Source organism: Nonomuraea sp. NPDC048901, from assembly GCF_040649695.1.
Classification (GTDB): domain Bacteria; phylum Actinomycetota; class Actinomycetes; order Streptosporangiales; family Streptosporangiaceae; genus Nonomuraea.
The window spans coordinates 259,995-271,544 of sequence record NZ_JBEZFW010000015.1; the positions used below are offsets into that span (position 1 = coordinate 259,995).

Annotated in this window: 14 protein-coding genes; 2 read left to right on the forward strand and 12 right to left on the reverse strand. The window is 67.9% G+C overall.

The window, feature by feature from the left end; translation table 11 throughout:
• Positions 1–72: 72 nt before the first annotated feature.
• Together AB0C30_RS41260 and AB0C30_RS41265 are read right to left on the reverse strand one after the other, a co-directional pair.
• Positions 73–798, reverse strand: coding sequence for a universal stress protein (locus tag AB0C30_RS41260; protein ID WP_357954339.1), 726 nt, complete (start codon positions 796–798; stop codon positions 73–75).
• Positions 795–3,743, reverse strand: a complete 2,949-nt coding sequence (locus AB0C30_RS41265; RefSeq protein ID WP_357954341.1) for an HAD-IC family P-type ATPase — start codon at positions 3,741–3,743, stop codon at positions 795–797. Before AB0C30_RS41265 ends, AB0C30_RS41260 begins: the two co-directional genes overlap by 4 nt.
• 330 nt (positions 3,744–4,073) lie before the next feature.
• Between AB0C30_RS41265 and AB0C30_RS41270 the strand changes: the two genes are divergently transcribed.
• Positions 4,074–4,253: a hypothetical protein gene (locus AB0C30_RS41270; protein ID WP_225296999.1), complete on the forward strand. Its 180-nt coding sequence runs from the start codon at positions 4,074–4,076 to the stop codon at positions 4,251–4,253.
• 139 nt (positions 4,254–4,392) lie between these two features.
• On the opposite strand, the gene AB0C30_RS41275 is transcribed toward AB0C30_RS41270, so the two are convergent.
• From AB0C30_RS41275 to AB0C30_RS41290, 4 genes are all read right to left on the reverse strand, one after another.
• Positions 4,393–4,539, reverse strand: a complete 147-nt coding sequence (locus AB0C30_RS41275; protein ID WP_357954343.1) for a hypothetical protein — start codon at positions 4,537–4,539, stop codon at positions 4,393–4,395.
• Positions 4,536–4,811 carry a hypothetical protein gene (locus tag AB0C30_RS41280; RefSeq protein ID WP_357954345.1) on the reverse strand — a complete coding sequence of 92 codons (276 nt, stop codon included), beginning with the start codon at positions 4,809–4,811 and terminating at the stop codon, positions 4,536–4,538. Before AB0C30_RS41280 ends, AB0C30_RS41275 begins: the two co-directional genes overlap by 4 nt.
• A gap of 879 nt (positions 4,812–5,690) precedes the next feature.
• Positions 5,691–6,197 (reverse strand): hypothetical protein, encoded by a 507-nt coding sequence (locus tag AB0C30_RS41285; RefSeq protein WP_357954347.1) that lies wholly within the window; start codon positions 6,195–6,197, stop codon positions 5,691–5,693.
• A gap of 645 nt (positions 6,198–6,842) precedes the next feature.
• Positions 6,843–7,334 (reverse strand): DUF2505 family protein, encoded by a 492-nt coding sequence (locus AB0C30_RS41290; protein ID WP_357954349.1) that lies wholly within the window; start codon positions 7,332–7,334, stop codon positions 6,843–6,845.
• 208 nt (positions 7,335–7,542) lie between these two features.
• On the opposite strand from AB0C30_RS41290, the gene AB0C30_RS41295 reads away from it, so the two are divergent.
• Entirely contained in the window at positions 7,543–8,115 is a 573-nt protein-coding gene (locus AB0C30_RS41295) for a hypothetical protein (protein ID WP_357954351.1), read from the forward strand.
• Positions 8,116–8,259: 144 nt separating this feature from the next.
• On the opposite strand, the gene AB0C30_RS41300 is transcribed toward AB0C30_RS41295, so the two are convergent.
• From AB0C30_RS41300 to AB0C30_RS41325, 6 genes are all read right to left on the reverse strand, one after another.
• Positions 8,260–8,472, reverse strand: coding sequence for a hypothetical protein (locus AB0C30_RS41300; RefSeq protein WP_357954352.1), 213 nt, complete (start codon positions 8,470–8,472; stop codon positions 8,260–8,262).
• A 76-nt stretch (positions 8,473–8,548) separates the two neighbouring features.
• Positions 8,549–8,989 carry a hypothetical protein gene (locus tag AB0C30_RS41305; protein ID WP_357954354.1) on the reverse strand — a complete coding sequence of 147 codons (441 nt, stop codon included), beginning with the start codon at positions 8,987–8,989 and terminating at the stop codon, positions 8,549–8,551.
• Positions 8,990–8,995: 6 nt separating this feature from the next.
• A complete protein-coding gene (locus AB0C30_RS41310) occupies positions 8,996–9,340 on the reverse strand; it encodes a helix-turn-helix transcriptional regulator (protein WP_357954356.1) in 345 nt (114 codons plus the stop codon).
• 275 nt (positions 9,341–9,615) lie between these two features.
• On the reverse strand, positions 9,616–9,909 hold the full coding sequence (locus AB0C30_RS41315; protein WP_357954358.1) for a hypothetical protein: 294 nt from the start codon (positions 9,907–9,909) through the stop codon (positions 9,616–9,618).
• Between the two features lie 139 nt (positions 9,910–10,048).
• Positions 10,049–10,399 carry a DUF1524 domain-containing protein gene (locus AB0C30_RS41320; protein WP_357954360.1) on the reverse strand — a complete coding sequence of 117 codons (351 nt, stop codon included), beginning with the start codon at positions 10,397–10,399 and terminating at the stop codon, positions 10,049–10,051.
• Positions 10,400–10,895: 496 nt separating this feature from the next.
• Positions 10,896–11,396 carry a hypothetical protein gene (locus AB0C30_RS41325; RefSeq protein ID WP_357954362.1) on the reverse strand — a complete coding sequence of 167 codons (501 nt, stop codon included), beginning with the start codon at positions 11,394–11,396 and terminating at the stop codon, positions 10,896–10,898.
• Positions 11,397–11,550 lie beyond the last annotated feature (154 nt).

Below are 11,550 nucleotides of genomic sequence, written 5' to 3' on the forward strand. Positions count from 1 at the left end.
TGGGCCACCATCGGACACACGCATCACGCCCGCAGGTTGATCCCCCGGCTGATCGGCGCACAGGACATACCCTCAGTCCCGAGGGCCTTTGCCCATAGAGGTACCCACCACGGCGACCGGGCACGGAGCGTGCTGGAGGAGCGAGGCGATCATTCCGAGATGGTCAGCCCTCTTGCGACCGGCCACGATGAGCGCCGGCGTCTCGCGCGCTTCCTGAACTCTGGAGGCGACGTTCGGATGGCTCTCCTGCCAGGTCTGAGGTTCGGCGGTGGTGACCAGGGCGAGCCGGCGCATGTCCGCCTCGCCGACGGCGAACTCCAGGACCGAGGCGGTCGGTTCCTTGTCGGCGACCACGATCGGCCCTGGATGCGCGGGGGCGGGCAGCGGGCCTGGTCCGCGTACGACGATCACCGGGCATTCGGCGTGCGCGGCGACGTATCGGGCCACTGAGCCCACGAGGGCCCCGGGCAACCCGTGCAGCCCTCGCGAGCCGACCACGACGAGGGCGGCGCCGCTGGACAGTTCGACGAGCCGCTGTGCCGCCGGGCCCTCGTGCAGGTCGGTCTCGATGCCGACGACCGAACTGGTCGCGCGGGCGCAGTCGGCACCGTGCCACAGTACGTGGTCGGCGGCCTTGCGCAGGTGGTTCTTGGTCTCCTCGTCGGCTTCGCCGTAGGGCCACTGCCAGGCGTGGGCGACGGTCAGCGGGAGTCTTCTGAGTTCGGCCTCGTCCAGCGCCCAGTCGAGGGCCTGCACGGAGAAGTCCGAGCCGTCGTAGCCGAGCACGATGTGGTTCATGGCAGTTGCCTCCTTACAGGCGGCGGTGCCGCCATAACAGATGCTGATCCGGTCGTCTCCGACGGAGAGCCCGCGTCCTCACGCGCGCGCTTTGCCTGCCACGCCTTGTGCGCGGTGTCGGCCAGGATCATGATGGGGATCGCCATCGCGGCCAGGGCCCATCCCGCGGCGGGTGGGAAGGCGCCGCCGAGCAGGTGCGAGACGGGCGGCAGGCCGAGGAAGGCCAGCAGCAGCACGGCTTCGACGGCGATCGCGCCGAGCAGCAGGGGGTTGGTGCGCCAGCGAATGCGCCCGATCCAGCGGGATTCGCTGCGGCAGGCGAAGGCGTTGGCGAACTGGCCCAGCACGACGGCGGCGAAGGCCGTACCGGAGGCTGCGGCGAGCAGGCCGAGGCTCGGGGCGGTGCCGACCTGCCAGCCGCCGAGCAGCAGGACGCCGATGAACGCGCCCATCTCGGCCAGGGCCTGGGCGGGCCCAAGCACGCCGAAGACGCGGATGAGTAGCCGCCGGTCGATGAGGTTTCCGGTGCGGGCGGGGCCGTGCATGGTGCGCGGGTTGGCCGGTTCGGCGCCCAGGGCGAGGGCGGGCAGCAGGTCGGTGCCGATGTCGAGGGCGAGCACCTGCAGCACGGTCAGGGCCAGCGGGATGGTGCCGCCGGACAGCGCCCAGATGGCGAACGGGGTGAGTTCGGCGACGTTGTCGGTCAGGTGGTAGGTGAGGAAGCGGCGCACGTTGGCGTAGGTGGCCCGGCCCAGCTCGACCGCGCCGACGATGGTGGCGAAGTGGTCGTCCAGCAGCACCAGGTCGGCGGCCTCACGGGCGACGTCGGTGCCCGACTTGCCCATGGCGATGCCGATGTCGGCCTCGCGCAGCGCCGGCGCGTCGTTGACACCGTCACCGGTCATCGCCACCACGTGGCCGCGCCCGCGCAAGGCTCGGGCGATGCGCAGCTTGTCCTCGGGCGTCACGCGGGCGATCACCACGCCGTCGTGGTCGAGCAGCTCGCCCAGTGCGGCATCGTCGGCGGGCAGTTCGGCCCCGGTGACCACCAGCTCGTCCGGGCCGAGCAGCCCTACCTCGGCGGCGATGGCGCGGGCGGTGCGCGGATGGTCGCCGGTGACCATGGCCAGCTTGATCCCGGCGATGCGGCATTTCCCGATCGCCTCGGCCACATCCTCGCGTGGCGGGTCGTACAGCCCGACCAAACCGAGAAGTTCCAGCTCCGACTCCTCGGCCGTGCGGCCACGCGCGACGGCGAGCACCCGCAGACCGTGGTCGCTCATCCGGGCCAGCGCCTCATCGGCCCCGGGTACGACCCGGCACAGCGGCAGCACGGCATCCGGTGCGCCCTTCAGATGCAGCCCGCCGTCCACCAGGACGGAGGCGCGGCGCCGTACCGGATCGAACGGGAAGCGCCGGGTGACCTGCCCTTCCACGTCAGCACCAAGACGCAGCGCTTCGACGTGCAGGGCCACCTCCATCGGGTCGCCCACGGGCTTGCCGCCGCTGAGGCGGCCGGTGGAGCTCAGCACCGCCGTGCGCATGACCTCGGCCGGTGAGCTCGACGGCGCCCACACCTCGGCCACGGTCATCTCGTTGCGGGTCAGCGTGCCGGTCTTGTCGGTGCAGATGAACGTGGCCGAGCCGAGCGTCTCGACCGCTTCCAGGTGGCGTACCAGGGCGTTGCGGGCGGCCATCCGCTGGGCGGCGCGGGCCAGGGACAGTGTGACGGTGGGCAGCAGCCCTTCGGGTACCAGCGCGACCGTGACGCCGATGGCGAACAGGAATCCCTGTCCCGGGTCCATCCCCAGCAGCACAGCCAGCCCGAAGAACACGGTGCCGACCGCCACCGCGATCCCAGCGACGATCTTGACGATCTTGCCGAGCTGGACGGCCAGCGGGCTGGGCGGCCTGATCGCCTCCCGGGTGAGCTTGGCGATCGCGGCGAGCCGGGTACGCGCCCCAGTGGCCACCACGACGGCCTCGGCCTCCCCCTCGACCACGAACGTGCCCGCGTAGGCCGGGCCACCCTCCCGTGGCCGGGCGGGACGGCTCTCCCCGGTCAGCATGGATTCGTTGACGGCCAGCGCATGCACCTCGGCCAGCTCCAGGTCGGCTGAGATCCGATCCCCCGCCTCCAGCAGCACGACGTCCCCGACCACCAGATCAGCCGCGCCGATCAGCATGCGCCTGCCGTCCCGCCGGACCACCACGTTGGCCGGGATCAGCTCCCGCAACCGCTGCGTGGCCCGATCGGCACGGTACTCCTGGGCGAAGGCGAAGCCACCGTTGAGCACCACGACCACCGCGATCGCCACGGCCAGCTGCGGCATCCCGGCCAACACGGCCAGCGCGGCGGCGCCCCACAACAGCAGAGCGAAGAAATGCACCATTTCGCGCAGCAGCAACACCACAGGCGAGACGTGGCGAGCCACAGGCAGGGCGTTCGGGCCGGCGGCGGCCAGCCGCTCCGCCGCTTCGACGGCGCTGAGCCCGCAACGGGATTGCGACAGGATGGTCATGACCACCACTCTTGCCGCGGCCCCCTGCGTTGGGCAGGGACTTTCGGCACCAACCCACGGGCCGTCCGGCACTGCCTGTGAGGCCCGGCCATACCCAGAAGCGGGCTGTGCTCGGACCCCGGCCGATGCCGCCTCATCTACGCCGGCCATTGGCCGGTCCGTCCGGGACTTCCTGCGAGACTTGCCGTCGGCCAGCCCCACACTGACCTCCAGGACGCCGCCGTTGTAGGTGGCCTTGACGTCATCCGTCTTGGCCGCGGCCGGCAGCGTCACCGATCGCGACAGTGACCCGTAGGAGAATTCCGATCGGTGCGCCTCGGAGACCTTGCGGGTCCTCTCTGCCCGGATGTGGAGTACGCCGTCACCCATGGTGACCTCGACGTCCTTGTCGGGGTCGATTCCGGGCAGCTCAGCGCGCAGCACGTACCGGCCGTCGGCGATGTAGTCCTCGACCCGGACGATCTGTCCGAACGGCAGGCGTGCCGCCTCGGCGTCGTTCAGCGCCCCAAAGGGCCTGCGTGATCACGTCCATGCCTCCACCTAGATGGCGACATTCGCCCCGGCGACCACTGTCGCCGTGGCGTCCATCCAAGTCGGCCTCATCACTGTCACCTCCTTTCCCCCGGGCATCCGCTCACCGGATCTGTGCGGCCAGTGTCTTTGGTCCTGCCACCCGGGGACGTTCGCCGCTGTCGCACAACGGCTGCGGGCGCCCACCATGTGCTTGTACCGTCTTATGGAGGTGAGCCGATCATGATCGGCGGACGCATGGTCATGGAGTCGTCGGCGCTCGACGTCGAACTGCTGTCGTTGAAGAGGCGGGTCGAGAAGCTGGAGGAGCTGGTCCGGACGCTGACCGCGGCAAACCTTACGCTCGTCCGGATCGTGGAGAACCTGCACCCCGCGTCAGCCGGCGTGGCTCCGAGCGACTGAGCGCACCGAGCCGACCCGAAGGCGCCATGCCGCCCGGCCGGTCGTCGTACCGTCCTCCTACGGCGAGTGCCGAGCGTTCGGCGCCGTGTGCACGGCACACGCTCTCACGTTTGCACGACGAGGAACTGTCCCCATCGTCCTACAGCTGTTGGCCACGGCGTAGCAGGCGCACCAGAGCGGCACCGGTGAGCGCCGCGACCGTGGCCGCCATGACCGCACCGCCGAGCACCCCTATGACGGCGATGAGCCAGCCCGGCTGACCCGGCTGCCACAACGGAGTGGTCACCGCCGTGAACGCGCCGAGCGCGACCAGCCACGCTCCCGCGGTCGCCGCCACCCACCGCCAGGCGCCTGGACGTGGCGCGCGAGCTGCTCGTCAAGCCAGTCGATGCCCTGCCAGGCGAGCAGGATCTTCGGGTACTGCGCCTGGAGTTCGTCGAACCACGCCTTCTCGGGCGGGGTGTGCTCCAGCGGAAGGATCAGCCTCCAGGCGATCGGCTTGTGCTGCGCGGCGGTGGCGAGTGACTTCTCGATCTGCCGCCTCGGGGAGGGGTCCACTGGATCACATGTCCTCCCCGGGAAACGATTCTGATCATCAACAGCGTCGAGGCTACGCCTCGTGCCGGCTTACGTCGTCTCGCTGATTCTCACCGGGGCGGCATACACCTTGCGCCATGAAAATGGCTCGTCTCACCTTCATGGCGTGGGACTGGTCGCCTTGCTTGCATCGGTACATGGTCGCTGTGTTGCAGCGTGCCGATCGAAGTACAGGCCAAGCCCCCCCACCAGCACCTGCCCAGTCTCGGCCGCTACGTACGCCTGGGCGAAAAGACCTCCGGCCCGCATCACGGCCGAGCACGACCCAGCCCGCCGCCGACACACCCGCTGACCAGACCAACCCTCACCCGATGCCGCCACTGCAGATCGCGAGCTCGGCCAAAACACCGGGACAAGCCTTGGATGCAACTTGCCTTCAGCGCCAGCCAACGTGCCCTACGTGCCTGAAAAGATCATCTCGCTCTAACCTGCGAGAAGTGGCAAAGAACCCCAGATAACGATCGCCGAGGCGGACCGGCAGATCAGGGTTTCAGTCCACTCGACTCAAGCTTCCAAGCGAGCCGACATGACGTGAGGATTCGACACGCCCGCGCGGACCAGCACAGCCGACAGATCACGCGGACTGTCCACCAAGCGCAGGTCCAGACGTTGCCATCCGACACGAAACTGCGGATCCTACAAGTGAGCTTCTACCTGGCGTTCTCCTCCCGAACCCGGCCCCAGCCCCAAAGTGGGCCGGTCCGCGCAGGTCATTGGACTTCCGAGAAGATCATGTTCTCGGAAGCGGAACGGCCACAACTTCCGAGAACATGCACGGCTGAGAGGCGGCTTCCCCGACGGCGCGAGATCACCTCAATGCGGGAGTTGCTTTGGTTCGGCTCAGGTTGGGCTCACCCAGTGCGCCGTGACTGTGGTCCGTCCGTCGGAGTTGCTGTAGACGCCGGCGGTGCCGGTCTGCCCGATGCGGAAGGCGTGGAGCGTCACGGTGTCCCCGGCGGCGAAGGTTTCTATGACCGTCTGCCCGATGGTGTTCTGGGTTCCCGGGACGTTCGAGGTGTTGAGGCCGGACAGTGCCTCACTTGCGGGGATGAGCGCGCCGTTCTTGAACAGCGCTGTGGTGACCCACAGTCCCGTGTTCGCGGTTGGGTAGGTCGCTGTGCGGGCGTGATAGGAGATCTCCCACACGCCGGGAAAGGGGATCGTGAGCGCCGGGACCTCGGAGACCTTCTCGTAGACATTGTTGGCACCGGCGAGGGCGTGTAGGAAGGTGAGCGGGCCGGTCTGGACCCATTCCTGGCCCCCCGATTGGGAGGCCACGGTGGCCGTGGATGCGCGGGCTTTGCCGGAGACGTTCGGCGTTCCGCCGGCGTAGGCCGGTGCGGCCATGAGGGCCGTCAACAGTGCGCTGCCGACGGCCGTGTTTGACGACGGCGATTGACCGTATGGATCGAGTGTGGGTTCGTGTGGTTGCTGCCCGCATGGCGATCTCCGTATCTGTTCGCGGCGACAAGGCTGGTGCATGCCCGCCGGGTACCACATGTCACCGAATCGTTACCATGTGTTACCGAACATGTCGATCACCAGGCCCATGCGGTTCGGCAATGCCTACCGCTTGGGCCCGTCGTAGGGGTTGATCTCGGAGTAGCGGTCATCGGCCTCGGTCAGGTCGAACCCTTCCGCCCATTCCTCGGGCGTGGGCCAGTTGCCGGGCGGACCGGCCCGCAGGTGGTCGTACTCCCCGCGCGGCCCGGCCTCGCTGAAGGCGTGCAGCCACGGCTGGTCGTCGTCGTGACGGCGGACGAACTTGGCGTCGTAGACCAGGAAGTGAAACCACCCTGGCCGCTCTCATTGACGCGCTGCGGGAACTGGACCGGCTGGAGCCGGTCGACCGGGCCCCCGAATACGGCCCCTGATCGACGCGGCCAAGAGTGTGCTCACCGAGGTCCGGGCTTCGCCCAGTTTCCAGGAGGGCTTCGGGTGCAGGTGCCTGGCGCCCTCGGACCATGGCTCTGGCCTCACGGTCGAGGATGTCTAGGCTGCGGCCTGGCGGTTGCAGAAACCGGCGATCTGATCCCACTCCTCGCGCAGGTTCGTCTCGAAGGTGCTCTCCAGCAGGCCGCCGACCCCGAACACCTTTGCTTCCAGCTCGTAGTCCACGATGATGCGGCAGCCGTCGCCGCGTTCCTCCGCTCGCAGGGTGCCTTCTTCGCGGAGCTTGTCGGTGATGGTGCTCGGCGTGACCTTCCACTGGTACACGCGGGCGGACTTGTTGAACTGTCCGTCCTCGGTCTGGCGGAAGCCCGAGCCGAGGAGCTTTGCCACTGGCCCGGGCAGTGACATCTGCTTGGCGAACGTGGTGGTGCGGGTCAGCTGCCCGTCAGCATCAGCAAGGCTGATAGTGCTGTAGTCGACGTAGCCCAAATGCCCCTGGTACAGATCTTCTGCCCGGCTCCGGTCGAAGAACCAGCCGAAGAACGCAGCCGGCTCACCGTGGAGGTCGTGGCTCACTGTGAATTTCCCCATCCCGCTACTATATGCGTTCGACTGATTACACAAAGGCGGCTTGCTGGACATCGCCTCGTCGGCCGTCTTCAGGCGACACCCGGCCTTGGGGCCCTTCGACCTCGGTCTCGCCGCCCGGGCGGCTGGAGGGCGATCCTGCAGAGGTGTCTCTTCGCCGAACCGGAGTGGAGATTACCTGCGACCACCTACCGTCACTTAAAGTCACAGAATGATCACACTTGGCAACATCACTCGCGAGGGAGACCCGCAGCGCCGGATGCGAGCGCTCGCAACGGTCCTGGCGGCCCTGGCGGTCGTCGCCGTCACGGCCGCCCCCACACCGGCCGCGGCACAACAGCGCGTACTCACCCGCGCCTGCGCCCCGAGCAGTGGTACGCAGACGATGGCATCCGAGGACACCTACACCAAGGCCAACGTAAATCTGTGCGTCAGCGTGGAGCAGCGCGACGACGGCACCAAGGTCATCAGGGCCGACCTCTCCGGCGACTACTTCTACTACTGGGGTGCGGCCTGGTACTCCGACTGCCCAACCTACTGCTACATGAAAGGCGCCTTCAAACTGCGCAAAGACGGCCGCGAGGTCGCCGCCGAGCCCTTCCATCGACGCTGGAGCGGCAGCAACCTCACCGTCACGCAGACCTTCGAGGCCGACAGCGGGCACCACGAGGTGCATTTCGAAGCACTCAAGTACGGCGGGTACTGGCGCGACGAACGCATCACGACCGCCTACGAGGGCGACCACATCTCCATGAACATCCACGTCGGGGTCGACGTCCCCTGAACGACGTCCGGCGCCGAGGCCCTCGGGCCTCAGCACCGGGCCCGGGACCACGGGCTACCCGTGGTCCCGGGGCATGTTTCAGAGGCCCAACGCCCGCACCAACGGCACTCGGGTGCACCTGTGGCAGTGCACGCCACAAGCAGGTCACGGCAAGAGCAACGCCGTGTGGCAGTTCACGAGCCCTCCGCTGACGATCGCGGAGGCCTGCTGGCCGAGGGTGCTCAGCGGCGACTGGAGCTGAAACTGGAAGTAGCCGCCATCACATGTCAGGTCGCCGGATGCCGCATGTGCCGGACCCGCCAGCACTGCGGTAGAGGCCACCAGCGCTGCACCAACCACCCATACGCCGATCCTCATCGCCCGTCTCCTTCCGCCGACCCCGAGCATCAATCTCTCACAGTGAACGTTCGTGCACGCAAGGTCAATATTGGTCTCAGCGGCAGAACCTGGTGCGGACGCTCGCCGCGACCAGACCGAGGGCGTAGCGCAGCGGTGTGCGGCTCTCGCGAAGATCGGCTTGCCATTCCTGCTGGCGAAAGCGGCGCGCCGGGCCGGCGATCAGGACGGCGATCTCACACAGTCCAAGGATGAGAACCTGGCGCGGCGGGTAGCGCCGCCACAGCGTGCGCGTGACGGCCAGAGGGCGTGGCGACCAGGGCTGGGCGTCGGCGTGGACCATGACCAGCGCCCCGACTGCCGCCGCGGTGCCGCCCGTCGCGGTGGCCACCTGGCCCAGAACGAACCAGAGCGTGGCGGAGGAGCTGAAGATCAGAACCACGGCGCCGGTGACCGACAAGGCGCCGCCCGAGCACAGCGCCGCGGCCGCCAGCTGGCGCTGACGACGCGTCTGGTCGACGAACGAATAGGAGTGCACTCATCCTCATTGGGGGGAGCCCGCCGAGCGCAGCCAGGCGGGACGAAGCAGGGCGCCACGGCGCGTGCTGCTGCGAGCCAGCGCCTCGGCGTACAACTGCCGCCCGGTGGAGGAGAAGGTGTACAACCGGCGGGCGGGCCTAGCGTGCGGAGTGTCCGCCTCCCACTGCCCGGTGATCCAGCCCGCCTGCTCGAGGCGTTCCAAGATCGGGTACACGGTGCCGGGGCCCAACTCGGTCTCGGCGCAGATCCGGTAGCCCCACGGCGGATCCTCCGCGTGGGCGGCCATTAATGCGCTGAGCACGAGCCGTACCGGCGTGGTGAGCCGTACCGGGCGAGTGGGCGTGGTCACACCGGGTCGCCTCCTTGTCGTCGGGGACCCTATATCGACAACGATAGTCACCTAGCGTCACGATGCGCAACTCACGGTGTGCAGTCGGGAGGGCTGCTTCCGGCAGCTGCCCAAACGGCACCTGGGCAGCCCGGTAGCAGGTGGCAGGTAGCAGGCCGATGGCCGTCTCATGCCGGAAAGCCCCAGGGCGTTCGCTCGGGGGCCCGTTTTCATTGATCCACCCACGAAGGCCCGCAGCCCATCCGGGCTGCGGGCGCCGTAGCAGCGCAAGGGAGTCAGTACCGCAGGTGCGCGGCGGTCACTCCGCCGTCCGCGCCCGCGCAGGCGGCCCGTAGCGCCGCCTGATGCACCTGCTCGGCGGAACGGCCGGCCAGTGCGACGGGGCTTCCGGTGAGGGTGTACCACTCCTCGGCTCCGGTGTACTGCACCTGCACCCGGACCGCCTGGGCGTCGTCGACGGCGGCTTCGGTGCGGATAGTGAGGTCACCGGTCACCACCCCGACCTCCTGGGTCATGACGCCGCCGGACCCGGCGGTGACCTGGTCTTCGTAAGAGGTGTTATCGGCCACGGCGAGCGCCGTCGGCCGGGCAGGTGTCCAGCATCCCAGCCAGGGCGGTCTTCTCCTCGGCCGTCACGGCCAGCGCGTAGCGCTGTTTGATGTCCACCCAGGCCCGGGAGTAGGTGCACCAGTAGCTGCGCAGCGTGGGCTACCACTGCGCGGGGTTCTGATCACCCTTGGCCCGGTTGCTCGCCGCGCTGACCGCGATGAGCTGCGGGTTTTGCAGGTCGTTCGCGAAGGCCTTGCGCTGGGGGGTGGTCCAGGTGTCGGCTCCGCTGCGCCAGGCGTTCGCCAGGGGCACGACGTGGTCGATGTCGACCTGGGAGGCGGCGGTGAGAGTACGGCCGTCGTACTCGGAATACCAGCTGCCGGCCGTCGCGCGGCACTGCTCGTCGCGCTCGACGCCCTGGCCGTCGCGGGCCAGCACGACCTCGCGTGAGTCGCACGCCTCTCCTTGGCCGCTCCAGTGCGGGAACTTGGCGCGGCTGTAGCCAGTCATTGGTCGCGGCTCTGCCACCAGCAGGACATCCAGTGCCGTCCGGGCGTCCGCCGCGGTGATGGGGGTCGGCAGCCCGGCCGGATGCGCGGGGACCAGAGCGCTGCGGGCAGCGGCGCCGGCGGGGTGGCGAGGACGGCCAGAGCGAGGGGCAGGGTGAAGACAGCGGCGGTGCGCCGCATTCAGGTAGACATGGATCACAGCTATCAGAGATCGTCGCTCTACGTGCAAGATCCATGACTTTGAGTGTCCGTAGAGGATTTTGGGACGAGTTTCGCGACGATCGCGGGAGTGGCGTGATCGCCTGAGCTGGAGAAGCGCGAAGAAGCCCCGGACAGGTTGAACCCGTCCCGTAAACGGGTCGAGCTCCGCAGAGGTCGCGGTCCGCTGCTTGGTACCGTGATTACGGCCCGATCTGTGTGATCAGGACAATGAGTTGCGGCAAGCCGTAGGCAACCGCCATGTTGCTGCGACGGTCTGGCTATTCTGCCCTAGCAACCTAAGGAGACTCGATCGCGGGACGATGGATCTGCCGCGCGAATGATGCCAGGGGCAGTACCAGGCAAGTCCGGGCAGCCTGCTGGAATATGTCCAACGCCGAGGTGTAGGCATCCAGGCCTAGCTGCCATTCCTCCGTCGAGCCGTTAATGGCCTCTCGCGCTATCCACTCCAGCCGCCAAACAGCCTTGTTAAGAATGTCGGCGGCATCTATGCAGTCCTGGCTGGCGAGCATGACCAGACGTTCGTACGCAGCTGTGCGAGTGCTCTCAAATCGATCCATCGCGGCGAGTCCGGCTTCGCGGTCGACCGGGCAGGCGATCTTATCCCAACCACGCCCCTGAGTGAGCTGGCCGGCCACCCGGGCCATCTGGGTGACCGCACCGATATAGTCCGCAAACGCTTCATATCTGCGAACATCCCAGCGGATGAGCATCTCTCTTTGGTTGCGCGCCTTCTCAGCACGCGATGTGAAGACGAAGGACACGCTTGCGCCGATCAAGACTCCTGCCAGAGTCAATATCTGAGCCCACACGCGCTGGCCCCCTTAATGATGGCGTGACGACAGTGTGGGCTCATCCCCTCAGGCCTGCAAGGCGCGCGCCTTTTTATCCTTATATGCGCCCTTTATTCCCGTTTCGTCGCCCTCAAGGTGA

Excerpts from the sequence above, each read along its gene's own strand:
- AB0C30_RS41295 (WP_357954351.1), top strand. The coding sequence starts at position 7,543 with ATGATCACACTTGGCAACATCACTCGCGAGGGAGACCCGCAGCGCCGG.
- AB0C30_RS41320 (WP_357954360.1), bottom strand. The coding sequence starts at position 10,399 with ATGACTGGCTACAGCCGCGCCAAGTTCCCGCACTGGAGCGGCCAAGGA.
- AB0C30_RS41285 (WP_357954347.1), bottom strand. The coding sequence starts at position 6,197 with ATGGCCGCACCGGCCTACGCCGGCGGAACGCCGAACGTCTCCGGCAAA.
- AB0C30_RS41270 (WP_225296999.1), top strand. The coding sequence starts at position 4,074 with ATGATCGGCGGACGCATGGTCATGGAGTCGTCGGCGCTCGACGTCGAA.
- AB0C30_RS41300 (WP_357954352.1), bottom strand. The coding sequence starts at position 8,472 with ATGAGGATCGGCGTATGGGTGGTTGGTGCAGCGCTGGTGGCCTCTACC.
- AB0C30_RS41290 (WP_357954349.1), bottom strand. The coding sequence starts at position 7,334 with ATGGGGAAATTCACAGTGAGCCACGACCTCCACGGTGAGCCGGCTGCG.
- AB0C30_RS41260 (WP_357954339.1), bottom strand. The coding sequence starts at position 798 with ATGAACCACATCGTGCTCGGCTACGACGGCTCGGACTTCTCCGTGCAG.